This window comes from Oceaniferula spumae, assembly GCF_042849255.1.
GTDB lineage: Bacteria > Verrucomicrobiota > Verrucomicrobiia > Verrucomicrobiales > Akkermansiaceae > Oceaniferula > Oceaniferula spumae.
In genome coordinates, this window is sequence record NZ_AP026866.1 from 1,946,328 (window position 1) to 1,972,204 (window position 25,877).

At 50.2% G+C, this 25,877-nt stretch carries 17 protein-coding genes; 8 read left to right on the forward strand and 9 right to left on the reverse strand.

Going from position 1 to position 25,877, the window contains the following annotated elements; genetic code table 11:
• Nucleotides 1-73 precede the first annotated feature (73 nt).
• From ACSPJT_RS08095 to ACSPJT_RS08105, 3 genes are all read right to left on the reverse strand, one after another.
• Entirely contained in the window at nucleotides 74-1,249 is a 1,176-nt protein-coding gene (locus tag ACSPJT_RS08095) for a basic secretory protein-like protein (RefSeq protein WP_435895870.1), read from the reverse strand.
• 79 nt (nucleotides 1,250-1,328) lie between these two features.
• Nucleotides 1,329-4,874: a PVC-type heme-binding CxxCH protein gene (locus ACSPJT_RS08100; RefSeq protein ID WP_435895871.1), complete on the reverse strand. Its 3,546-nt coding sequence runs from the start codon at nucleotides 4,872-4,874 to the stop codon at nucleotides 1,329-1,331.
• Nucleotides 4,875-5,020: 146 nt separating this feature from the next.
• Entirely contained in the window at nucleotides 5,021-5,827 is an 807-nt protein-coding gene (locus tag ACSPJT_RS08105) for a helix-turn-helix domain-containing protein (protein ID WP_435896191.1), read from the reverse strand.
• A 47-nt stretch (nucleotides 5,828-5,874) separates the two neighbouring features.
• On the opposite strand from ACSPJT_RS08105, the gene ACSPJT_RS08110 reads away from it, so the two are divergent.
• From ACSPJT_RS08110 to ACSPJT_RS08135, 6 genes are all read left to right on the forward strand, one after another.
• On the forward strand, nucleotides 5,875-7,041 hold the full coding sequence (locus tag ACSPJT_RS08110) for a Gfo/Idh/MocA family protein (RefSeq protein WP_435895872.1): 1,167 nt from the start codon (nucleotides 5,875-5,877) through the stop codon (nucleotides 7,039-7,041).
• Nucleotides 7,042-7,102: 61 nt separating this feature from the next.
• Nucleotides 7,103-10,759, forward strand: a complete 3,657-nt coding sequence (locus ACSPJT_RS08115; RefSeq protein WP_435895873.1) for a hypothetical protein — start codon at nucleotides 7,103-7,105, stop codon at nucleotides 10,757-10,759.
• A 3-nt stretch (nucleotides 10,760-10,762) separates the two neighbouring features.
• Entirely contained in the window at nucleotides 10,763-11,488 is a 726-nt protein-coding gene (locus tag ACSPJT_RS08120) for a hypothetical protein (protein WP_435895874.1), read from the forward strand.
• A 295-nt stretch (nucleotides 11,489-11,783) separates the two neighbouring features.
• Nucleotides 11,784-12,470 (forward strand): PEP-CTERM sorting domain-containing protein, encoded by a 687-nt coding sequence (locus ACSPJT_RS08125; RefSeq protein ID WP_435895875.1) that lies wholly within the window; start codon nucleotides 11,784-11,786, stop codon nucleotides 12,468-12,470.
• 202 nt (nucleotides 12,471-12,672) lie between these two features.
• Nucleotides 12,673-14,229, forward strand: a complete 1,557-nt coding sequence (locus tag ACSPJT_RS08130; protein ID WP_435895876.1) for a tetratricopeptide repeat-containing sulfotransferase family protein — start codon at nucleotides 12,673-12,675, stop codon at nucleotides 14,227-14,229.
• 432 nt (nucleotides 14,230-14,661) lie between these two features.
• On the forward strand, nucleotides 14,662-15,309 hold the full coding sequence (locus ACSPJT_RS08135; RefSeq protein WP_435895877.1) for a PEP-CTERM sorting domain-containing protein: 648 nt from the start codon (nucleotides 14,662-14,664) through the stop codon (nucleotides 15,307-15,309).
• Nucleotides 15,310-15,601: 292 nt separating this feature from the next.
• On the opposite strand, the gene ACSPJT_RS08140 is transcribed toward ACSPJT_RS08135, so the two are convergent.
• The 5 genes from ACSPJT_RS08140 to ACSPJT_RS08160 form a co-directional block, all read right to left on the reverse strand.
• Nucleotides 15,602-16,027 carry a hypothetical protein gene (locus tag ACSPJT_RS08140; RefSeq protein WP_435895878.1) on the reverse strand — a complete coding sequence of 142 codons (426 nt, stop codon included), beginning with the start codon at nucleotides 16,025-16,027 and terminating at the stop codon, nucleotides 15,602-15,604.
• Nucleotides 16,014-16,238, reverse strand: coding sequence for a hypothetical protein (locus ACSPJT_RS08145; RefSeq protein WP_435895879.1), 225 nt, complete (start codon nucleotides 16,236-16,238; stop codon nucleotides 16,014-16,016). Before ACSPJT_RS08145 ends, ACSPJT_RS08140 begins: the two co-directional genes overlap by 14 nt.
• A 126-nt stretch (nucleotides 16,239-16,364) precedes the next feature.
• Entirely contained in the window at nucleotides 16,365-18,350 is a 1,986-nt protein-coding gene (locus tag ACSPJT_RS08150; RefSeq protein WP_435895880.1) for a beta-N-acetylhexosaminidase, read from the reverse strand.
• A gap of 79 nt (nucleotides 18,351-18,429) precedes the next feature.
• Nucleotides 18,430-19,629, reverse strand: coding sequence for a Tm-1-like ATP-binding domain-containing protein (locus ACSPJT_RS08155; RefSeq protein WP_435895881.1), 1,200 nt, complete (start codon nucleotides 19,627-19,629; stop codon nucleotides 18,430-18,432).
• Nucleotides 19,630-19,661: 32 nt separating this feature from the next.
• Nucleotides 19,662-20,534 carry a phosphoenolpyruvate hydrolase family protein gene (locus ACSPJT_RS08160; protein ID WP_435895882.1) on the reverse strand — a complete coding sequence of 291 codons (873 nt, stop codon included), beginning with the start codon at nucleotides 20,532-20,534 and terminating at the stop codon, nucleotides 19,662-19,664.
• 149 nt (nucleotides 20,535-20,683) lie between these two features.
• Between ACSPJT_RS08160 and ACSPJT_RS08165 the strand changes: the two genes are divergently transcribed.
• A complete protein-coding gene (locus ACSPJT_RS08165) occupies nucleotides 20,684-21,541 on the forward strand; it encodes a helix-turn-helix domain-containing protein (RefSeq protein WP_435895883.1) in 858 nt (285 codons plus the stop codon).
• Between the two features lie 151 nt (nucleotides 21,542-21,692).
• Nucleotides 21,693-24,776, forward strand: coding sequence for a CBM96 family carbohydrate-binding protein (locus ACSPJT_RS08170; protein WP_435895884.1), 3,084 nt, complete (start codon nucleotides 21,693-21,695; stop codon nucleotides 24,774-24,776).
• A 224-nt stretch (nucleotides 24,777-25,000) separates the two neighbouring features.
• On the opposite strand, the gene ACSPJT_RS08175 is transcribed toward ACSPJT_RS08170, so the two are convergent.
• Nucleotides 25,001-25,858 carry a mechanosensitive ion channel family protein gene (locus ACSPJT_RS08175; RefSeq protein ID WP_435895885.1) on the reverse strand — a complete coding sequence of 286 codons (858 nt, stop codon included), beginning with the start codon at nucleotides 25,856-25,858 and terminating at the stop codon, nucleotides 25,001-25,003.
• Between the last annotated feature and the right edge of the window lie 19 nt (nucleotides 25,859-25,877).

Sequence of the window (25,877 nt, forward strand, 5' to 3'; positions counted from 1 at the left end):
TGTTCTTTATAGTGAATGATGACTCGGAGCTGACACGATCAAAGAGTCGGTTTTCTGCGAGGTTTCTGAGAACCTAATTCACTGGTTTGGTGGGTCTGTATTTTGAATGTTTATATTGCTGAGCGAGAGTTTTGAGAGGGACGCCCGTCAATTGATGAAACAAACGGTCATCATATTTCCCATTGTAGATGGCACGAGATACCTGAGCCACGATGGGTTTCTTAAATCGATCTTCCATCCATAGGAGGAAACATGCGGAGTTCCAATAGTGGCCAAATGGCTTATCATTATTCATGTGCTTTCTCTGGGTATTTGCCCAGTGCCGATCTGGATACTGTCGGTAACGGACATAATCGGCCGAACCTTCGACAAACCAGCTGGGCTCATATTTCGGGTATTGCTGAATAATATGAGCTAGTTCGTGTACAAAAACGCCTTCGGTGTCTTTAGGATGACTACGCAAATGCTTGGCACTAATAGTCATTGTGTGATTGGCGGCGTGGGCAGGATGTGAGAGTGTTTTCACTAGAAAGACGTCGATATCATGAGGAACCTCATCTCCTGGCACTCCGAGCCATGTGACAAGCTTGGGCCACACCTCGAAGTAGAGTTTTGCCATTTCCTGAAACCTCGGCTTCAGGTCATCAAATCCTTCAAAATCTGTTGTGATCGTCAGTGGCACTTTTTTTCCACGGAAGGATGTTGTTCCGGAGATGGTATGTTGCGTCAAAGGACTATTAGAAACGGAGATATGGCGGATAGCTACCCAATGAGTTGTGTGTTTCGTGACACGGATACGGTAGTGAGCTGCGCTGCCATGTGTTTTAAGCTCAAGTTTTCCTGCATGGAATGCTTTGATTTCACGCCAGGTTTTCCCCTGATCTTCTGACACATCCAAGACTGCGTCTTGAAGGTGGTCACCATCCTCCTTGTCCTTCAACCCAAGGCCGCTGTAAATCTTGAGGGTTTTCCCCAGGGGGAGTGGTGTATTAAACACCAGATTGATTGTGTCTCCCTGCTTGAGCTTGCAGCCTGACCAGTAGAAAGTTTCCGGTTTCCCATCGGTGATCATCGAAAGGGGATGCTTTTTTACGCTTTGCTCTTTGCTGGTGATTGTTGCTGTAATCACCGTCTTATCCAGATCAAGCGGCACCTCGGTTTGAGCTTCCAGTATCTGAGTGACCGTAAGGAGAACAGCCCCTGCAATGCAGAGAACTTGAAATGTGAGAGTGTTTGTTTTACCAATCATATTCGTGGTGACATTGAGGCAGTAGATATTTTTGTTAGGTATCTATACTCGATAAGTGTTAGTGAATGAAGTCGTTCTGCTATTTCTGAGATTTTTTGAGCTCAAGCAGATACTCGGCAACGAGGTCTAGATCCTTTTGTTCCATGTGTGGGAAACCTGGCATGGCGGGGTATTTCTCACGTTTTTTACCAGGGGTTTTGATCCACTTGATGATGTCGGCTTTATTGTTGTAGACTCGGGCGATTTCCTCAAGTGATGGTCCGGGCTGATCTTTTCCTGGTGCGTGACAGGCGGAGCAGACCATGAAGACTTGTTGCCGCGCCTTCAGGTGCTGTTTGCGGATCGCGGCGAGGTCAATCTCCTTGAGACCGAACTTGGTATTGAGTTCAGCGATGTACTTTTGAATGATTGGACTTGTTAGGAGACTGGCCTTGGCAACGAGTGGTTTCCAATTTGCTGGAGCGGTGACTTTTTTCTGCTGTATGAGAGACTGGCTGAAGACTCCGAGGGCATCACCTAGATTATTGTTAGAATCCTGCATGGCAAAACCCATAGCTTGATTGAGATCGAGCTGGGCGAGCTTCCAGAAAATGGACCGGCGCAGCGATGGCTGAGGCGTCTGCATGGCAAGCTGGGCGGCGGCTTCGCGATTTTCAGCAACATACCGGCTATAACTATACCAGATCATCTTGGGGATGAATCGATCATCAGCGTCCTCAGACTTCATGGCTAAGGTCTCGATGATTTGGCGGGCGTAGGGTTCGGCTATACGACTCTGGCAGGCACCGGCGAGGTGGAGGCGAAGTGTGGCTGAGGGGGTGGTTTTTGCTAATTGCAAGAGCTGTGCACCAAAGGATTTTGTTTCTTCGCTGGGTCTCTCGGTAAGGTAGATGAGGGCGAGCTTGGCGATGTGTTCATCCTGATCATTGAGTAACTTTTGATAGGTTTCATCGGTAATTCCATCCACCGCTTGGAGAGCTACTAGGCTGCGGAGGCGATGCTGGCTGCTTGGGTTTATAACGAGCTTACGGAGCTGTGCCGAAAGGGTGGTGAGATCTTCTCCAGCGACTCTTCGCTGGCGCAAGATGTGCTGCACCATGTGTGAATACCACTCGTTCGTGTGCGAGAGGTATTGGATCAAGTCGGCAGAGGATGTGCTTGTTAGATCAACTTTCGCCGGCTTGAAGCTTTCTTTCCACGCCATGCGGTAGATCCGCCCATTGGTGCGATTCCAAATTTTAGGATCGTTGCGGTGGCACTGTTGTTTGTCTGCCCAGTCGGAGATATACACGGCACCGTCAGGACCATACTTGAGGTGCACACCGAGGTATTCCGGATCGGATGAGTAGAGCTGATCTTTCCCATGAGAATAGGAAAGGTAGGCCGAGTCTTTTTTTACAAGAGTTTCACGGTTCATCTGGCTGCCGTGGAGGTTGAGGGTGAAAAGATTCCCCCGGTATTCCTCGGGCCAGTTATCACCGAGATACACCATGGTGCCGACGTGTGAGTGACCGCCGAAAATGGTTTTAGATCCACCTATTCCAGCACCACCTTCGCCGTGTCCGTATGCGGCGATGGATGTCATGAAGTTGGTTTCTGAGATGCTGCTTCTTGTGTAACCGCTTGGAGGGGCAGCGATGAACGGTTGGTGGTTTCTATTGGCTTGCGACCAGTAATGGCCATCACGGAAAAGCTGCGTAACTGGACCCAGACCCCATGCACTGCGGCAGTGGGTCATAAACATATCACCGGTGGCATTGTAGCTTAAGCCCCATTGGTTAGAGCCACCATGAGCGTAGATTTCGAACGCATGTGAGACAGGGTGAAATCTCCAGACGCCTGCCTCGATGTAAGTGCGTTTCTCTTTGGGCGTGCCAGGTTTTCCAACCCAGGATTTATTGAAAACTCCGTGGCAACCGTAAAGCCAACCATCGTTGCCCCAGATGAAGGAATTGGGTGTCTCGTGGGTATCGGCAAGATCCCAGCCGTCGAGAAGCACTTGTTTCGGACCATCGGGTTTGTCGTCGCCATTTTTGTCCGGAATGAAGTAGAGTTCTGGTGCAGCACCTACGAAGACGCCACCGTAACCGATGGCAAATCCGCTGACGAGATTGAGGTTCTCGGCAAAAACTTTTTTCGTTTCGAAAGAGCCGTTGCCGTCTTTATCCTCAAGGATGATGATGCGGTCTTGCCCTTTCCCTTCCGCCTGGCGGCGCGGGTAAGCGAGGGCTTCGGCTACCCAGATGCGACCTTTGGCATCGAAATTAAAACTGATAGGCTGGCGGATATCAGGTTCAGAGGCAACCGTGGTGACTTCGAAACCAACTGGAACATCCATGCCGCGAACCGTTGCTAATGGGTCTTTCTGATTCGGGTTTTTTTGCAGATGCCAGAGCAGTGGGCTGCCAGTGAGACGGGCGTCACGAGTGACAGGTGGATGATGGTGGAAACGGAAGTCATCATAGTTGATATGCCCCCACCCTCCTGTGACTTCATCGGTGATGCGGATGACCATTTTTTTTCCTATGTATTTGCTGAGATCAACCGAGACGCGGCGCATGTTTTCAGAGTTTTGACCACGCACAGAAAAAACAGACTTGGAGGAACCATCGACAAGGAGATCCACATGAAGGCCAAAGTGATCGCCACCACCGACGAGAAACGATGCCCAAGGATGCGTGACGGTGAATGGAGCGGAGGTAAGGACGCCGGTAGCGGCATCGGTTTTGCTTGGCTCGTATCCTCCTAACCAAAAACCGCCTTGATGTTGACTGGAACCTCTACCGCGTGCGGCGACGGTGTCACCTTTGACGGGTTGCCCTTTCCAAGCATCGCCCGCGCTTTTCCAGCCTGAGAGATTGCCTTTTTCAAAGCCTATATTGGGTGCGTCCTTAGGCACGATGCCGATATTACGTTCGGGGGAAGTTTTATCAGGATCCGAGACAGGCAGCTTGCGCAGGAGGATGTTTTTGAACTGCACCTTTGCTGGCCCAACACCGGAGTGGATCTGGAATGCAAGCAGGCCTTTGAGATCAAGTTTACCCGTCTCATAATCTTCCAGTGTCGAGAAATGGACACCATTGATGTAAATCTCCGTGCGATTTCCTCGGCAGAAGATTCGGTAGGTGTTCCAGTCGTCTTTTTTGGCATGTTTCTCCAAGCTGTTAGGATCAGCAAAAGGGATGGCGTGACGTTTGCCCTGCGGAGATATTTTAGTCAATGTGCCACGTTCTAAAATGAGTGCGCGTCCATGCTCATCGTAGATACGCCCCAGCCAGGTCTTGCCTGCATCGATGTCAGCTTGATAACCGGCAGCATGACCATTCGAATTGCGTTGACTACGGAACTGGATACCAGAGTTCGCCGTGGGGCCTCCCGTGATGCGATATTGCAGAGTAAGATCAAAATCGTGCATCTCCTCTTTCCAGAAGATAAACTCATTTTGGCTCAGTTTTTTTCCCGCGTCGATGGAGGCGGTGATCGCGCCACCTTCTACTCGCCAGACCGCTTCATTTCCTGACCATCCGTTAAGGGACTTGCCATCAAATAACGATTCAATTTTTTGAGCTTGAGTGGATACAATGGTTCCAACGAAGATACATGATAGGATGATTAATCGGGTCATTTAAAAATATGCTAGGTGTCGCGTCTCAATAAGCAGCTCTAGTTCATGGCAGAACTCTGCTGCAAAAGACAGGGATAGAGTCCACCAAATGGGCTTAAAATGATTGGCTCTATGAGACAAAATTTATGAGAAATGAGACATTTTTCTCAGCCTGCTTGCGCTTGGGATCTATATCGACGAGGTGTCAGCCCCATGTGCTTGCGAAACTGCAACGTAAATGAGCTCTGATCATAGAAGCCGAGACTGAGGGCTATAGTTGCTAGGTCCTCATTACTGTCGCGCAATAACTCGCATGCAGCTTGTACGCGCGTTTTGATGAGGAACCTTTGAGGGGAAATTCCATATGTCTCAGCAAAACATCGACCAAACTGCCTGAGCGAAAGTCCTGCGGTTTTTGCAAGATCACTAATCGTGATTTTATCGCGGAAATGTAACCGAAGGTATTCCATTGCGGGGGCAATACGAGCGTAGCTTTGGTTATGATCATGGGTTCCTGCGTGGCTGCGTATGATGCCCATAAGCCCGATGACTTTTCCTTTATTTGAGAACAGAGGTAGTTTGTTAGTGATATACCAGTCGGGTAATCCCTGACGGTTAAAAAAGAGTTCGATGATGTGGAGTTTGGGCTGCCCGTTGTTAATGACTTCCTCGTCATCTTTTTTAAAGTGATCGGCCAGAGTAGAAGGCATGAGATCGTAGTCGGACAGTCCAATGAGATCCGCCTCAGAAGACAGGTTGAATCTGGCGAGATAATTTTTGTTTCCTCGCATCAAAACGCCCTGTGCATTTTTCGCAAAAAACGAAATCCCCGGAATATGATCAAAGAGCTGCTCGAATGAGGCTTCTGACGCAATGCTATCCAGCCATTGCTTTTGATCCTGAAGGGTCTTTTTCATACTGCTTGGGCATTCATACGGTTTTCGCATGTCCGATATATCATAAAAAAAGTCCATATCAACCAAGATTCTCCGAAAGGGTATATATAGATTGCATCTCAATTATGAATAACACCCCAGTGAGAGTTGCTATTGTTGGTCTAGGATTTGGAGCCGAGTTTATCCCCATCTATCAACGCCATCCAGGTGCGGAAATGGCAGCGGTGTGCCAGCGTAATGAAGACGGCCTAAATGAGGTGGCCGACAAGTTCGGCGTTCAGAAACGTTACACCTCCTACGATGATCTACTAGCAGACCCTGACATCGATGCCGTGCATATTAATACTCCGATTCCTGTGCACGGTCAGCAATCGATTCAGGCGCTCACGGCAGGCAAACACGTCGCTTGCACCGTGCCGATGGCGACCAGCATCGAGGAGTGCGAGGAAATTTGTCGCTTGGTCAAAGACACCGGGCTGCACTACATGATGATGGAAACCGTCGTTTACTCCCGTGAGTTTCTCTACATCAAAGATCTCTACCAAAAAGGTGAACTGGGTCGTCTCCAGTTCCTCCAAGGCAGCCACCAGCAAGACATGGACGGCTGGCCGAACTACTGGCCCGGCCTGCCACCGATGCATTACGCCACCCACTGCATAGGTCCCGTGCTCGGCCTAACACGTGCCAAGGCCGAGAGCGTCACGTGCATTGGCTCCGGCCGAATCCGTGATGAACTCATCGAGCAATACGGCTCCCCCTTTGCCATCGAGACCGCTCAAATTAAGTTCAAAGACTCGGATGTGCATGGCCAAGTGCTGCGCTCACTCTTTGACACTGCGCGGCAGTATCGCGAAAGCTTTGAAGCCTATGGCTCTGAAAAAAGTGTGGAGTGGCCCCTCATCGAGAACGAGCCCCTCGTCGTACATACCGCAAAGAAGTCAGAACCCGAAATCCCGGAAAAAATCGAGTGCCCAGACTTTGCGCATCTTTTACCCATTGAAATCGCGCCCTTCACCACGGGTGGCGTCTTTGGCGGTAAAGAGGGAGAAGAACATCGCTCATTTACTCAGGGTGCTGGTCACGGTGGCTCCCACCCTCACCTCGTGCACGAGTTTGTCAGCGCCGTGTTAGACAATCGGTCTCCATTCCCAGACGCAGTAGAGTCCGCCAACTGGACCTGCACTGGCATCCTAGCCCACGAATCCGCGATGGCAGGTGGAGTTGCTAAAAAACTCCCTGACTTCACTCTCGACTCTACTCCATCGACTGGAAAAGTGCCTGAAATGGCTTGAATTTACTAAAATATGGCCGACTCACCCTATAAAGCGGCCATTGTGTATTTATATTGTAGCTATGCATTCGATAGTTTGTGGCAAGATCATTCGAAAAGGAAAGCCGGGCTTTGCTTTGGTAGCCACGATCTCAGTGATGGTGCTGTTGGTTATGATAGCGCTTGCGATGCTAAGCCTGAGCACGCTTGAGACTCGGTCTTCGCGTGTCGGCACAGCTCAGCAGGAGGCGCGTGCCAATGCCCGCATGGCATTGATGATTGCTCTTGGGGAGCTTCAGCACGAAATGGGACCCGACCAGAGGATTTCAACCGAATCGGCAATCTTCGATCAAAATAAGCAGACTGTTCAAATTGACGGCCTCCAACAATCCAGATGGTGCGCTAGCTATAATGCTTGGGGTAGTTGGCTCAACGGCAGTTACACAGTACCCAAACTCGATGGGAATTCGGGAAATAGCTATGTAATCCAAGATACCTACGTATCCAAACGCGAGCCTATGTTTCGGCGATGGTTACTATCACTCCCGATAGGCATGGAGACGGATATCAATGCCCCTGTGCATGGTGCAGGCCTAACCGATGACAACTCTGTAGTGATAGTGGGTAAGGGCACTCTGGGAGAAGGAAGCACTATTCCAGACGATCAAATCACACGAGCTTATCTACAGGAGGTGACGAACCGAGGCCGTATAGCCTGGTGGGTGAGTCCTGAAAATCATAAAGCCAAGGTGCCTCTATCAGACAACGAGCGCACTCTGTCGGCTCCTGAATGGGAAACGGCGCAAGGAGGAACGACAGAAGTCGGCGTGCCGGAAATCGACGGCATGGATGGCCTTCGATCTGCAAACCACCAAGCAAAGCGAGTGATCACGCAAGGCTCAATCGCGTTAGCCGATGTCGATTCTGATACGGCCAAAAAACACTTCTTTAATCTAACAGCCCATGCAAAGGGCTTAATGACCAACCTGCGTCTAGGGGGAATGAAAAAGGACATCAGTCTACTCTTTGAGCTAAACAACAACGACTTGCCTGCGAGGTATCGTTTTTCAAATGGAGACGTCAGGGAGCCGTCAATCCGTCCTATGACTGCTGAGCTCGCTGGGAAAAACCCGAAGGTGCCGGGGCGGCATTTCGCATCTTGGACCAATATGCGGCACTACTACCGGATGTATAAATCCCCCAGCGATGCAACAGGAACGCCTACCAGCAATAAAGGAAGTCTCACATGGCAGGGAAATCAGCCCGCCACAGATATCGCGATGATGACAGATCCGGCTCAATGGAACGGCAGTAATCATTACCAACGTCTTCCCATTCTTTCGAAGTTAACCTTTATCTACTCACTCCAGAGTGTACTTGTATCAAACAGCACACCTAAGCGTTACAATTGTTACCTTGTCTATACGCCGATCTATACATTTTGGAACCCCTATAACGTGGAACTGCGCGTTCCTAACAGAGCCATTTCAACGCTTTCGTTGCCGTATAAGATACTTCCACTCAATTACTACGGATACTTGGGGGCGACGCAGCAGGGAGGCATAAGGCCGGTTTCTCAAGATCTTAAACAGGACCACGGCTCATACTTTAATTCCGGTAGCAGTAGCGACATTGTTTTTAAGCCCGGAGAAATGAAATTGTTTTCATACCGCAGTAACGGCTCATCAGGTGGTAAGCAGACGAATTTTTATCCCGGCTTTGATCCGCAGGCCATCGGCGGAGACAAACTTCTCCTGTTCCCCAATGTGACCAGCTCTCAACGCCCCGGTATGGCGATCACCTTTGGTAATCCGGCTGGAGAGGGTGGTAATGTCTGGTTTGGAAATACCCCAGGTGGACTTAACAATCCATTTGCATGGTACTCTCCGGGCAATGGCAGGTGGCTCAGCACATCGTATCAGCACGATTGGTTCCGCACTAGCGAAGCCGATACACAGATCACTCCAGCGGGCACATCAAACATCGCCTACTGGCAATTCTCTGACAACGAGCCAGTTCCTTTTTCATACAATCAATTTGTTATTAAAACTTCATCTGAGTTGGACTACGAAAGTATCAACTGGGCTAAGGATTGGCGTTGTAAGAACTGGATGCAGGCACCGGGTTATTACTTTGGCAGCGGACAGTTCATATCTAACGACGAAGGCATCGCCAATACCCAGAGATCCGATAATCCGTATGTTTTTCACTTTGGCCCAATGTCATCAGCGGATATGCCCAAAGTGGTTCCGCACGCTGGGGAGAATGCTTTCTTGGGTTCCGGCTCCAACCCACGTGAGAAAATCACGGCTGCGCCGATGTTGGAACTTCCCAGCGCCCCCCTCTCCAGTCTAGCGGCCTTTTCTAACATGAGGGTTAATCCCGGCTGGACGAATGTAAACCAGTATTCCAAAGCAAGCCGAAACTATTTAGGCGCATGGAATTCACTGAACAACTTCGATGCAAAATCGCTAACCTATCAAAGTGGCGTCACCGGACCGGCAATTGGGAATTCATTCCTTCATCCCATGTTGCCGAGCAATGATGTCTATCGGTTTTTCGACAATTCAAAAAGCTACGATGTATCAAGCTGGGCAAACAATACGACCATGCGGGACAATCAGGCCTATAATGACTTTTGGGATCACACCCTCTTGACCAATGACGCCCTCTGGGACGATTACTTTGTCTCCACTCTATCTGATCCATCCCGACCGACTGCGGGATCAGAAAACAGTCTCAACAAGACAGTCGACGCGTTTCTCGATAAGGGAAAGGCACCAGCCTACTCGCGTTACCAGCTCTACAAGGGGAAGAAAATCGCCACTGATATCAAGGGGGAGCTTCTGGCTAAGGATGGCTACCTCAAGGCCGCGCAGCATATTGTTGTCGATGGCATGTTCAATGTTAACAGCACATCCGCTGATGCATGGTTTGCTCTTTTCGCCGGCATTCGTGAACGGCAGATGGTCTGTCGGTCTAACGGTTCCCTGAATAAAATCGATGTTCCCAGCGGTAAACTCATCGGCATCTCACGATTCAATACCGCCACAACGAAGAAGGAAACAAAAGATGTGGAATCTGGAGTCACACGTAGCGACGGTGCCACTGCCTGGTCGGGCGTCCGATTTTTGGATGATGCACACTTGCGCAAGCTTGCCGAGGAATGTGTCAAACAAGTTAAACTCCGCGGCCCGTTTCTGAACCTATCAGAATTTATTAACCGTCGCTTGTCTGATGACGAACTTGGGCTCATGGGAGCATTGCAAAGCGCTATTGATTACGATGACAACGCTCCAGACTCGAAATCGATCAACTACCGCTACAAACAAACAAGCGAGGATATGATCTCAAGCGAGGACATAAGTGGCATTCAGTATGCCACACCGGAGGCTGCCACTGGTTCCCGTTTCACCGGTATCCCCGGCTATGTTATTCAGTCTGATCTCTTGAGACCCATCAGTAACTCACTCAACACCCGAGACGATACCTTCCGTATCCGCAGTTACGGCGAGTCAAGAGATGCTCAGGGCAACATACAGGCAAGAGCGTGGTGTGAAGCTATTGTGCAGCGTGTTCCCGATTACGTAGACGATACAAACTCTCCAGAAGTTCCCGCAAGACAGATGAGTGACGAAGGGGTTTTCTCTGATAACGCGGAACTCACAGAAACCAACCGCAAGTGGGGACGCCAGTTCCGGATCATTTCTTTCCGTTGGCTTAATCAAGATGAAATATAGATCATGACTTTAAACGGAATACAAAAAATCTTCACCGCTGCTTTACTTTTTCTGTTAGTGACTGTTGTACAAGGGCAGGATGCAGGCGAGGAGAAGGACGGCCGAAAAGACAAAGCCCGCACCGCTTACATCATTTACACCGGAGGGGGGATGTTTTTCAATGAACCGATCATCATTCGCTCTGGGAACAAAAATACAAAGCTTCAACTCAGTAAACGCACTGCCAGTCAGCCGGTAAAGATCCACACGGATGGTATCATTGACTTCGTCAAAGAAAATCCAGACCACGAGAAGAATCCGTTTATCTCCTATGCCAAGGCCATTATCCCGAAGGAAACTCGCAAGGCTCTCATTGTCCTATCCCCATTGAAAGTCGCGAAGAATGGCCAGCTCTGCTCTACCCGGGTTATTAGCCTCTCGAAGTTTGAAAATGGAAACTGGCTATTTATTAACCTCACACCGAGAAATGTAGCGGTCAATGTAGGAGAGAAAAAACTAGGGCTGAAGCCGGGAGAAAGTAGTATTTACCGTGCTGCCAGTCTTACCAAATCGACCAATAAAACTGTCAGCTACGCCTACTACCATCCAGAGATGAAGAAGTGGAAATTACTCAGCTCGTCCACCTGTGTGATCCGCCCAACGCGACGCGAGATCTGTGTATTTAGTTGGAACCCAAAAACCAATCGCATGGACTACCACGGTATTACCTTTACCGAGGCCCCAGAATAGGTATCGCCGCGTTCTGGATCGTTTTTCTTTGCGACTAATCAGACCATGTCCATGTGATAGAGGATGCAAAGCTCATCTGTTTTCAAGATTTTGAACCGGGTTCCGGTCAGACCGATTACTACTATATACCCGTCAATCAAATGGCGTAATTATCATAAAAAATGTCCGAGAAAGCCTAGAACCACAGATTTCGACCAGCTACGATGGCCTCAGATCACACATATTTTTGATCAATCCCCCTCAGTTCAAGCAACAAGGTTTGAGAGAGAGAGAGATTCCAAGAAAAAACACACAAATGAACACGAACAACACAACACGATATTCCAAATATGCGGCAGCGTTGACTGCAGCCACCTCGATGATTAGTTCCGCTTCAGCGGCGGTCATCACCTTTGGATCTGCCGACTTGAGCACATCAGCGACAGATATCAGCACGAATGGAACGCTAGTCGAAGCCATTAACCTGGTTTCTGATGACTCTCAGATAGGCGGAGGAACACTCGACATTAACGGAGTCACCTTCACCAACACGAATCTCCTCGGCAATAATTATGCATTTACCACAGGGGTAAGTACCGGAGACGCAAATCTGGATGTTTTGTTCTCCACTCTGGGTTACACGGGCGCGGCGGTGCAGACCTTGACTGGACTGACCAACGGACAGCAGTACGAACTCCAGTTATTCATTGGTGATGGCCGCGGCTTTACTGCGGGCAGGACCATGACATTCGGTGATAATGATGGTGATACAGGTAATGATGCCACACATACTTATTCCGACGGTGCCGGTACTATTCTTGAGGGAACCTCTGCAATAGGCACATTCACCGCTGTTGGCACGACCCAGGATTTCATATTTGGAGTTGATGGCGGGCCCGGCGGCGACTTGAACGCATACCAGCTCCGTGCTATTCCCGAGCCTTCTTCATTAGCCCTGCTAGGTCTCGGTGGATTAGCCCTCGTATTCCGTCGGCGTAAGTAATCATCGTCGAGCATACTGTATCTTCCACAATACTGATGTAGTTGCCCCCTCGCCCGCCTTCTGCGTGCGAGGGGAATTTTTTTTCAGCCGAGACATAAGCGAGCGATCATATCCTGATTCATCGGTTGATGCTGTTCTTCGGGTTGGACATGATCATAGATGCTCTCTATAAACTCGCCTCGGACACGGATTCGCATTGCCGATGGCAACTTCACTGAAACAGCTCACCGACCACAATCTGCTGGTGGCGGCCTTCGCGGCGGCGCAAACCAATCAGCATGAATTGGCGATCAAGCACTTCAAGGAAGCTGTTAGGAGAGATCCTGGCGATCCCTTTGCCTACCTCGAAATGGGAAAGTGCTATCATGCCATTGAGTATCCCGACCAGAGCCGGGCCTGTTTGGAAAAAGTCTCTGGCTTTGCAGAAACCGATCCCTCCTTGCTCATCCCGCTGGCCGCAGCTTACCAAGTGGCCAGAGATTACCCTCGTGCGATTGACGCAATGCGCAGAGCGGTGCATGAACCGGCTTTGCAGCCTGTGGCACTAATACGACAGGCCGAGTTGCTTGAGTTGAGCAACCAGTTGGATGATGCTGAAGAGGTTCTCGACCAAGTGGCTGAAGCGAACCGGATTCCCGCTTACTTTTCTATTTCCGCCAAGCTGTATCGCCGACGTGGTGAGTTTGATAAGGCAAGGTCAATACTCGAAGAATTGATCGCAGCAACAGATCCTACGCAGTCTGACTTTCTTGCTTCCCTGCAATATGAATTGGCTCTCATCTATGATAAGTTAGGAGATTATTCGACCGCTTACAAGACACTCAAGGATGCCAAGTCACATCACATGAAATCAGACGCTTACAAAATTTCCGAGCGTGGACGTCGTGGTGCGGTAAGAATCTTGACCGGACTTTGTAGGAAGATCGAGCCCGAAACACTAAGCGACTGGGCGGGCCAACAGTCTGCCCCCACCCTGCATGACCGTCAGCCGTGTTTTCTGCTAGGACATCCCCGCAGTGGTACCACCTTGATTGAACAAGCCCTTGACGCACACCCGGATGTAGTGAGTGCGGACGAGACTAGTATTTTTCATAACACTGCTTGGATGCCGGTCGCGCTCGATTATGGCAAACAGGGAGAGAGTGATCTGACCAATTTTCTTGATTCGATGTCACCCAACTACGTCCGCAAGCTTCGCAAGAACTACCGGCAACACTGGCTCAGAGCCATAGGTAGAAAGACAAGAAAGAACAAAGTCTGGCTCGATAAGAACCCGGCTTTGACCACCCGCTTAGGAGTGATCGCTCGGTTGTTTCCGGACGCCCGTATCATCTTCGCCCTGCGTGACCCGAGGGATGTGATACTCAGCTCGTTCATGCAGCCTGTGGGGATCAACGACTGGAGTATCAACTGGCTTACTCTGGAGGAAACGGTCGACTACTATTGTTTTGCCATGCAAATGTGGCTCGATATCCGGGAGAAAATTTCCAATCCATGGATGGAAGTGCGCTATGAAGATGTGGTGGGTGATTTCGAAGGAGAAGCCCGCCGCGTCACCAGCCATTTGGGCTTGGAGTGGAACCCGGCACAACTGGACATTCAGAGTCACGTCCGTAGCAAAGTAGTGTTCTCTCCGACTTACAGTGACGTCACTCAACCGATTTACCAAAGCTCAATAAAGCGATGGGAGAATTACCGTGAACAACTGGCCCCCTTTGAGGAAAAGCTGGCTCCTTACGTACAACAATTCGGGTATTAATAGGTGGTATGGACACTTCCGGCAGCCCCTGCTTTACGTAATTCAAGCTGTCTGATCTCAGCTGAGTGACCATAGTGACTCCCACCCGCATATGGTGCGTTAATTTATCGCTTCTTTGTTAGAAAGAAAATTACTTTCCCTGTTTCTTCCGAAGCCAACGGGACCAGCACTTATATCTTCGCTCAAGATACCTTCATGGAGGGCGATGCCATTAAACTGCAGCCAGACTTCTCCGATGTATCCATATCAGAGGCCGAGAAATCGCCTAGCATGGCTTAAAAATACCAAAAAATGTCCCAAATAGCCAAGAAATGCACCAGCTGATCAGATAGTTTGGCAGTGTTAGTTGCAACTATTCCCTCACCCAGTCTGTTGGGCTCGTATGTAGGACTTCTAGCAAAACTAAAACAACAAACTACAAACAACAAAGATATGAAAAAGACAATGACAACGACTGCTTTAGCGGCCTCTTTAAGTGGCTGTCTCTCTGCGGCGACAGTAATGCAACTTGACTTTGGATCTACTGATCAAAGTGATTTTGGTGCTGGTGCGCCCATTGGGACGGAATCTGGTTACACAGCTCTTGAGGCTGTCGGATTGGGGGCAGACAATGCTGTAACTAATAACCCCACCGTTACAGAGGGTGCGGCGACATTTGATATTACAGGCAATGTATCAGCTTGGTCTGGTAATGATGGTGAGACCGATCTTCTGACAGGAGACTATCTCTTTTTTGGTGGAGGATTGGGTACAAGCCAGCCCATTACTTTTTCTTTATCCGGGCTTGCTGCGAATACTGAACATACCTTCACTTTTACTCTTGGAAAAAACGAGACAGCCGTTCGCGGAGTTACTTATTCTGCCACTGGTGTATCAGACTTGGTATTGGGCAATGGTGGTGCTCAGAGTGGAACCCTTACTTTGACTTCCGATGGATCGGGTGTCATTACTGGAACTGCGACGGCTACAGGTTTAGAAGGCAACTGGGCTGCTCTGACAATTGAATCTGTCCCCGAGCCATCATCCACGGCACTTCTCGGCCTCGGCGGCCTAGCGCTGATACTGCTCCGCAGAAAGTAACCTATGACTCATAGAGACTTCATCACAGACGAGGTTGATCACTACGGAGAAATAATGCCACGAAGCCATGGATATCGTGAATCAAAGTTCCCTAGAAATGAGCGCATAAAAATTCATTTCATTGCATCAAAATCAACTACCACTGGGTAGTGATCTGAGATGCGGTAGATTACGCCATTTCTGGGGATCAAAATGTATTGTTAGATTAATTCAATTGATCGGCCAGAGATCTCTGGAGCTTTTCCGACGCCCTTGGGCTGCACTTTATACCCGGTCTTCATACCGCTAAGAATTAACCTGCCGCTCTTGATTTCCATAAAGGTAAAAAGTGCATCCTTGTATGCCCAAGGCTTGCCATCTTTCCAGAGATAAGAAGCACTGTTAATACAAATATGGTGAGTGCTGGTGACCTGACGGTGCCAGTCGTTGTGCTGGTGGCCGCAGATGGCGGCGCGAAAGGCTGGTGAGTGTATATGAGCACAGGAAGGTTTGTTTTTTCAAGAGTCTCGTCCAGCCACTCTAACTGCTCAGGATCTGGCCAGGAGCGCATGCTACCGTTGACGTAAAAGTTCGCATTCGCATAGGGGATATACTGGCCGTCTTTTTTGATGTTATTCATATCAACAACGATGAATTTCCATCCGTTGAGATCGAAATCGTAATAACGTTTATTTATGCCCCAGAGTTTTTGGATATCGGCTTTACTACCCTTGTCCATATCGTGGTTCTCCAGTACATGATACTTGGGGAAAGGCATAGAGTTCCATGACTGCATCAGCTTTTTTTGCCTGTTCTTCCGGATGACAAAAATCACCTAACTGAATGACGTCGTCAGGTTTTTCTTTGGCAACGGCCTTGGCGAACACTTCTAGCCGCTCCTTTGCATCGGGAGCTAGATTTCCAAAGTGCAGATCGGTGATGATACCCACCTTCCCATGATTTTTCTTTTGCGCTTCAGTGAGAGCCAGTGAGAATCAGGAACCTGCAATCGTGGCAGCGAGGCTCCCGGTGGATGTCTTGAGAAAGGTGCGTTTGTTCATCGTTTTCGAGCTGATCTATTCTTCAAGTTGATACCCGTCTTGATACGGAAGCTTTTTCAGTATCTTCGTTTCCACTGAAGAAATGGTAATTCTGCCGGAAGAGTCTGGCCCGTCGCTGCCGTGGCCGATTATCCGAAGTGTGTATTTGGCACCCGTCGTGCGAGTCGGGAACGTCAGTGGATAGGTGTTGTTTCTGTGCTCGCTTCCTGTGATTCCTTCATGGGCTTCCTTACTGACGACTTTGCCATCGACTAACAGTGCTACGGAAATAATGGACAGTGCATGTTCGCCTTTGGTGTAGGTGAGAGTGACTGGGTGTTTGCCAGCAGGTAGATTTTTAGTGGCATCGGTAACGTCGTATTCCAGTGTGACGTGTTCGTTGTTAGGCTTCAGCTGGGAAGGTTTCCACTCACCCAGATTGGCAGAATTTCCCCACCAGTAATTGATACCCAAATAATCCAGCCTCTTACGGTGGGTTTGCGAAAGGCGTTGATAGAAATCATCCCAATTTTTCTTTTCCTTCGGTGACCATCCTGTTTCTGCAATGGCGCAGGCTCGGGGCCATGTGCAGATGTCTATGAGCCATTCTTCATGTGTGAAGACCGTCCATACATTTCCCTGAATACCTAAAATATGTTTAGCCTCCTTGGGTGAGAGTTGCTTGGGCATCGGCTCGTAATTATATGCTCGATCAAGTGGTTTGTGTCCGGGCCAGTGGGGTGGCTCCAAGGCGCTGTGAGACTGGCCGTGATCGAGGTAAATGTATGTCTGCGGCGACATGACAACATCGTGCCCCATCTTGGCAGCCTTTATACCCCCTTGTTCGCCTTGCCATGACATGACGGTGGCGTTTTTAGCAAGTCCGCCTTCAAGGATTTCGTCCCAGCCGATCAATCGGCGCCTCTTCGAAGTGATGTGGTTATCAAGTTGTTGAATGAACCAGCTTTGCAAACCATGCTCGCCGTGGAGTTTGTTTTTCTTGATGAATGCTTGGCAGTCTTTGCAGTTCTTCCAGTAGTTTTTATTCACTTCGTCACCGCCGATGTGGATGAACTTGGAAGGGAAAATCTCCATGACTTCATCGAGGATGTCTTTGCACATGGTGAGGGTTTTTTCCTGACTGACGCAGAGGACGTCAGTGCCGAATTTCGATGGGAATCGCTGGGCATCGGCTGGGTAAGTGTATAGGAAATCAGTGCCTTGGGGTTTGCGTAGGCAGCCACATTCCGGGTAGGCGGCGACAAATGAAAAGCAGTGTCCGGGCATGTCGATCTCCGGCACGATGGTGACTCCGCGAGCTTTGGCGTAGGCGACCACCTCGCGCATTTCCTTCTGCGTGTAAAAGCCGCCGTATTTTTCCTTTTTCCCTTTCACCGGGTAGCCGGGTTGGGTCCGCCACGCTCCAATCTCAGTGAGTTTGGGGTATTTTTTTGATTCAAAGCGCCAGCCGTGGCCGTCTGTTAGATGCCAGTGGAAGACGTTGAGTTTGTGGTGGGCGAGGTTGTCGATGAAGCGATGGATCTCTGGGATGGTTTGGAAGTGGCGTGAGGAGTCAAGCATCAGTCCGCGCCAGCCGAAGCGTGGTTGATCTTTAATTAGGACGGCTGGGATGGTGATTTCCCGTATGTTTTTATCAGTTGCGAACACTGCGGGTGGCATGAGCTGGAGCAGTGTCTGGGTGGCGTAGTAGACGCCGGTTTTTGAGGATGCTGTGATTTTTATAAGGTCATTCGTGGTGTCTAGGGTGTAACCTTCGTGTGGGAGGCTTGCATCCTCGGTGACTTTTAGAAAGGATTTGCCTTTGATGGCCGCGGACAGCTTGAGCTGGGGTAGTCCGACCTCCAGGGTGGAGGTGAATTTTTCCGGGCAGTGATAGATGATGGATGCAGGGACTTTCAAGGTGTGCTTTTTGATCTCCATTGAGGCTGGCAGGGGGATCAATTGAGGGGCAGCGGTTAGTGAAGAGACGAGGATTGATAGCAGTGTGAGAAAGCGTAGCATGATGTGAAAGATTAGGCGGTATGTGTATGTGAATAGTTAAAAATAGTTGCATGCACCGGGTGCAAATTGATGTTTGTTCTCATCTGGAAGCGATTAGTTCTAATAGCTTTCCTGCGGCAGCTTTGGCGAAGACTTCGCTGTTGATTTCCTCATTGTAGTCGATGACTTCCACCTTGGCGTGCTCGCGGATGGCATTGAAGAGGGCTGCATCGGCCTCGGCATCATGAAACGGCTGACCTTCCGCTGATATGACAGAGACCGTCTTCAGAGGAATAAGGATCGCCGTGGGGGCTGGGTTGGCATTGCTTTTGTCAGCGATAATTTTTCCCAACTGCGCACACTCATCAGCATTAGTGCGCATGAGTGTCACCTGGGGGTTGTGGATGTAGAAGAGTCGGTCGCTATATTTCTCGGGGACGGTATCGCGTTCTCCGAAGTTGGCCATATCGAGGCAACCGGGGGCGACTACAGCGGGGATTTTTGCTTTGCTCATCGCGTCCATTCTGGTCGGACCGGCGCTGAGCGTAGCGCCTGTTAGTTCATCAGCCCACTCCGTGGTGGTGATATCTAACACACCTTTCACCATACCGGATTCGATAAGAGCCTCCATTGTTTTTCCACCGGAACCGGTAGCGTGGAAGACCAGAACCTCATAGCCGGCATCTTCTAACACTTCTTTGGCGATATTGATGCAGTCGGTGGTATTCCCGAACATCGACGCGGCAATGAGAGGTTTATCCTCGGCAGTGTCGATCTCGGCTTCCACCATACCGCAAATAGCTCCTGCAGCGCGGGTGAAGATGGTTTTTGAGATGGAGTTCAAACCTGCGACATCCACAACGGATGGAATCATGGTGATATCCTTGGTGCCGAGGTAGTGTGCGGTGTTACCAGCCGCCAGAGTGGAAACCATGACTTTAGGGAAGCCAATCGGAAGTTCACGCATGCATGAGGTGGCTAGCGCGGTGCCCCCTCCCCCGCCTAAGGAGATGATGCCTTGGATTTTGCCATCTTCCTCAAGTTGTTTGACGAGAATCGGAGCGGCTTTGGCCATGGCGACGACGCATTCTCCACGGTCTTGTTTGTCGATGAGCGCCTGCAGATCGAGCCCCGCTGCTTCGGCTACTTGGTAGCGGGTGATATCCGGAGTGACTTGCGGATCCGAACCGGTGCCGAGATCGATGAGGATGACGTCGTGACCTCGGGCACGGATTTGATCGGCTACAAACTCGTGTTCGTGGCCTTTTGAGTCGAGAGTTCCGAGAACGGCGATTGTCATTGGGTCGAGAGGATTAGAAGTTTTACGGTATTCTATTTGATGCGTTTGACCGGGATGGATTTAAACTCGCGAGTCAGCTCGGTGATGGAACCTTCTACCGCCATACGCTCGATAGACGATGCACCGACGAAACCCACGGTATCAGTATGTTCATTGATATATGCGGCATCTGCAGGTGATAGAATCGGGCCGCCGTGGGAAAGAACCAACGTGTCTTTGTTCACAGAATGGACCGCTTCACAAATGGCTTGGGTGTCTTTGGCAGCTTGCTCCAGGCCGATCGACGCATCACTGACACCGATCGATCCGCCTACTGTGCAGCCAACGTGGGCGATGACGACATCCGCACCGGCCTTGGCCATGGCAGCGGCTTCTTCAGGCTTGGCTACGTAGGTGATTGAGAAGAGGTCCATCTTGGAAGTGGCCAGCTCGACACAGTCGATTTCCTTTTGCACCCCCATGTTTGTCTCCTCGAGGGATTGGCCGAATTGGCCGTCGATGATCGTGTGGGTGGGAAAGTTGTTGATGCCAGAGAAGCCCATGTCTTTGACCTGCTTCAAGAAGTGCCACATGCGGCGGCGGGGATCGGAGGCATGCACACCGCAGATGACTGGGATTTCCTCGACGACTGGTAAAACCTCGAACTCACCGATCTCCATGGAAATGGCGTTGGCATCTCCGTAGGCCATCATGCCAGCGATCGAGCCGGCACCCGCCATGCGAAAGCGACCCGAGGCGTAGATGATGATCAGGTCGGCACCGCCCTTCTCGATAAATTTGGCTGAAATACCAGCGCCGGCTCCTGCGACGATGATGGGTTCGCCCTTAGCGAGGGTGTCGCGGAGGCGTTCGTTGACTTCAGAGCGAGTGTATGGATTTCCGATTCCTGTGTATGGGTTGGGCATGACGATATAACTAACGGGTATGCTGAAAATTGTAGAGTGGATTATCGCCAGCGGCAATCACCTCCTATCCACATCGACCTATTCAAAATCCACACAGTCTGACACTTTTGATGGTTGATTTTTCTCATGAATATCTCCAGCTTTGAAAGGTGCCCTCCACTGAAGATACTCGTGTTTACGGTGACAAATCCACATGGCTTACTATTGCCTGCGAGGGAGGGTCGGAGCGGACCTTGTTAAAAGATGCCCTTGTGTGCTGTTGGTTGGGAACTCATTTAATCAGACATGTGGGTGTCATGCAGGCGGTTTACCCCTACGAGGTCAGGAGAGTGGATCAGAGCGGCACATACATGATGGCGGTGTTAGAGGGGCACGGTGAGGTCTTGATGGACGGTGGCTGGAAAACATTAAAACAGGGTGAGGCCTGCTTGTTGCCTCCCTACATGCTGAATGCCTTTCGCAGCGTGAAGAATGTGCCGTGGAAATTTGTATGGGTGAGATATGGCGAGGAAAAAGGAGTCAATCCCATCGCCAATGCCAGTGCCCCGGTGCGAGGTGAACTCGACGGCAAACCGCTGGAGTGCGCGGTCAAGGGCCTGTGGCATGAGATCGCGGCAGGTGGCAACGACGAGCTCGGTGGCAGCTGGGCGGATCTGATCCACAGACAAGTCCTGGCATTTGCCCGCCCTGTTGAGTTAGATCAGCGCTTGTGGCGAGTTTGGAAAAAAGTCAGCGAAGACTTGGGTAGAAGTTGGACGCTGACAGAACTGGCCGATATCGGCATCATGAGCGAGGAGCATTTGCGCAGACTTTGTAAAAAGCAACTGGGTCGGAGCCCGATGCAGCACTTGATCTATCTCCGAATGTTAGAAGCCAGAACAATGCTGATTGCTGATGACACCAAGGTGGCGGTAATTGCCAATGCCGTGGGGTATGAAAACTCCTTCACGTTTTCGAATGCATTCAAAAAATGGCTGGGGGTCCGGCCAAGCGACCTTAGAAAATAAGGGTCAAGGGGCGTTTTTTCACACGGTTTGGGAAAGAACAGAGGCTTGAATAGACTGTGATCAGGTGTGCTGCGGCATGATAATCCCCTGAGTGGCGAAAAATTTCGCTGGGGGCACGATGCCAAGGATTTTCATTATACTGAGCTGGACAATGACGGCATTAGTCGGCATCGCTCAAGAGCAAGTGGTGCGCGATGTCGCAGTGTCCATGGATGCTTGGGTCAATTCAGCCCCTCAAAAGGCAGGGATCAATTTCGGCAGCAAAACTGAGATCCGATTGAAGGAGAACAGCAAGATTGGTTATCTCCAATTTGATCTCACCGGTATTCCCGCTGGAGTGATCAAAGCCGAATTGCATTTTCATTCGATTGATTACACAGGAAATGTCGCAGCCCACAGTGTCGACGACAACGAGTGGGATGAGTATTCGCTGACTTGGAACAATCGGCCGGCATACTCCGTCGCTGCGACAGGAATAGGTGCTGTCACCCCAGGGAACTACGGATTCTGTGATGTGACCTCACTCATTTCTGGAAATGGAACATACAGTTTCGCCTTATTGGCGCAGGGTGGCATCAAAGGAGACTTGAGCACCCGGGAAGCTCTCAATGGGGCGTTCTTGAGGATCACCTACAGCAGTAGTAATGTCGCGCCAATAGCCCAAGCTGATGAGTATTATGTATATTCTGCGGAGGCTCGGACTGTGAAGTATGGCGTCTTGGAAAATGATCGAGATGGCAATGACGACCCTCTAACAGCGATCATGATCGACGCCCCTGAACACGGCACCTTGACGCTCAACGAGGATGGCACCTTCGTATATCAAGCTGAAGCAGGTTATGAGGGTTTGGATCGTTTCACCTATGTGGCGAGGGACTTACACGATGCAGGTGGAGCCGGCCAAACCTCGGCTGATTCAGCGGTCACAGAAGTCATCTTGGACGTAAGAGGCTCCGGTTTTTTAATGCCCCTGTGGAAAAAAAATAAATTGGAGTCTGATCTGGGTATTACCTTGGGCAGAGATGAAGAGTTGGACCTGCTGTGGGCACTCCATCCTATTTCCGACACTTCTTGGAAAGACGCAGCTGAGCAGCGAATTGAGACCAACCGGCTTGCGGAGAAACCGGTCTTCATCAAGGACGCGAACGGCAATTCTGTTGAAGGAGCCGAAGTCATTTTGCGAATGAAGCAGCGTAGTGATTTTCGGTTTGGGGGCGTTCTGGACCTAAAACAGTTCACCGGTGATAACACTGACGACGGCATTCACGGTGATGCCTACAAGGCCCGCATATCCACTTTCTTTGACGCAGTTGGGCTCAATAATGGGCTAAAACCAAAATTGGCTGCGGGGAATGAGCATCTCTTGCCTGAGTTTTTTGATTGGGCTGCAGATATCAACATGCCTGTGCGCGGCCACCTACTGCTGTGGCCCGGAGGAACACATATGAGCGACACGGTGACGGCCATCGTCGAACAGATCGAAGCCAGCGAAGACGACAATGAGATCGCGACACTTAAAGTGCAACTGAAGGCAGCTGTGGATGCAGAAATCACCAGTTGGGCTCAGAAGTGGGACGTCTACGAGTGGGATGTGCTGAACGAAATTCTGAGCAACAATCGGATCCAAAACATTCTCGGCGACGAGGAAATGCTTCGCTGGTATCAGCTCGCTGATCAACACAAGGTCGACGACGACGCCCGACTGTTACTCAACGATTTTCAGATCATTTCAGGTAAAAATGATAACCGTCTCGGACAGTTCAAAACCAAGTTAGACTACCTGACTTCAGGAGGAGCCAATCTCGGCGCGATCGGGTTTCAGAGTCGCTTTGGCTGGAAGCGCGAGGATCCGGAAGAAATTCTGCGTCGCTTGAACGAGTTCAACTCCTATGATTTACCACTGGTTGGAACCGAGTTTGAGGTTAAATCCAAAGACGGCGTTTTTTATCCTGATGAGTTGGTTCGCGCGCGCGCCACTGCGGAGGTGATGACCGTCTATTTCAGTCATCCTAAAGTGGATGGTTTATTCGCCTGGGATTATGCCTTGGATAGCGAACGTGGATTGTTAGACAACACTGGCAGACCTAAGTTGAACGGTTTGGTTTGGTATTATTTAAATCGGATCGAATTCGTCAGTCGCTCGAATCAGACCTCAGGCTCTGGCGGTCTTGTGACTCATCGAGGTTATAAGGGGGATTATGAATTGGTGATTCGAGTGGGTGATGAAGAGCATCGCAGTGTCGTGACCTTAAACAGCGAGGCTGCAGTGGAAATCATGCTGCCATTTCAAGTGGCTGAGAGCGTCACCCTAGGAAATGTAGGTGATGCATTTGCCATGTCTAACCAACCCGACCAGTCGACAGGTGGATGGATGAAAATGGAATCTCGCGATGATCCACATGGAAACTTCTCGAAAGATAGCTATGTGAAATTTGACCTTAATGGCCGTGTTCTAGCGGGAGATACCGCCACCCTGCGACTTTATTCAAAAACTGAAGTCACAGGCTTAAAAATATACAGCGTAAGCGATGCAACTTGGGATGAATCCACATTGACCTGGACTAACAAACCAACATTTGGAGCATTGTTAGGCACGGTCAATATCGCAGCGAATTCATGGGCCGAAGTTGAAGTCACACTACCACCCGAGCAAGGTGTGGTATCGTTTGGGTTACGCACCCCGGACGACTCGCTTGTGGTGCTGGGCTCAAAGGAAGGCGGCCAAGGTGCCGAGCTGAAAATCCTCGAAGCTCACGGAGATCTGGATGACGATGGCGTGAGCGATGCATTTGATCCTGATGATGACAACGATCTGGTTCCGGATAGCTATGAGGCACGCCATGGCCTGAGACCTCGTGAGTTCGATGCATTGACCTCCAATAAAGATTCGGACGGAACACCGACGGCTCTTGAGTATGCCATGGGACTGAATCCTTTATCGATCGACAACGGCCCTTTTGACATCTCAAGCGACGGCCCTAACATCTCACTGACCTATATGGTTCGAGATGGATTAAATACATTGGGAGCAGAACTAAGGCTGCGGTTTTCACTCAACCTCGAGGACTGGCATGTATTAACCCCTGCAAATCTAGCGGCTCAAGGTGTGACTTTGAACTCGTGGGGAACCACTTCGTTGAAGGATGCCGAGGGAAATCTGACCCGCCACACCATCAATGTGACTGCTGATGGTGCGTTGTTCCTGATGGCCGACTATGGTCCGATGAGACCATAGTGGATCGGAGAAATAGGGTCTAAATGTTGTAAGGGAGCCACGAATCAGTGCTCCCCCTGTACGCGACTACGGGAGCCGGATTGCTCCGACTCCCGCATATGCCCTCCTGCGAAGGAGGAACAACAACGCACGTTCCCGAAGGAACACATGCATAGACATATCAAAAATAGGTTTGGTCACTAAAAAGTAACAACCAATGAAAAAAGACCCCTTGAGAGTAAATATCACTCCCCCGTGCGGCCTCTCACTGGTTCATTGATGAGCCTCTCGTTGGGCACGATCACAAATCCTCCGTCCGGCCGGGTTAACTTGGTGGTCACAGGTCCTACACCGGCCACTTTCATAGTTTCCCCTTCAAATTCGATTTCAGTGCCTACCTTATAGATGTCTCGGGAGTAGACGCCGGAAACGATGCTATAGGCCATCCCCTTGAGTCCGAGTCCCATACACAATGCCAGCGCTAAGCCAAGTGCTCCGAGAATGATCATCACGGTGGCATTCAGCAGCTCCGTCTGGATGTTCAGCTGAGCCAAGGCTACCGTCAGCACCAGAATGAAAATGAAGCCAAATATGACCTTGGAAAGAGTGCGGGCATAGCTCAGGCCTGCTGTATTCAGGCTGGTATAAACGGCGTTACCAATGATGTCTGCGACCACAAAGCCCACCAACATGATGATGGCCGCCGTCAGCGCATTCGGCATGAAGGCGATGATTCTGATGACAATATCAGAGATGTCTTTGATGGACGCCTCTTGGGCCGCCATCTTGACGACAAAGAGCATCGCGATCCAGAACAGCAATTTGCTGAGGAAAGCACCCGGTGCCGACTTGATACCAGCACGTCTCAACACCCCGGTGACACCGGATTTTTCCAATAAGGCGTCAACCCCAAGGCGAGCGAACAGCGTGCATACCAGCTTCGCCAGAAGCTTGGCGAAAACGAAGCCCAGAAAGAGCAGCACGAGAGCGAGTAAAATCTGCGGTATGAACTCGGCAAAATCCTCCGTCATTTTTATCAGAGCCTCGCGGATCTTGCTAAAAAAACCGGAGATGGAAAAATCGGTCTGGGCTAGTAAATGCATCTGTATTTGTAAGGTGTGA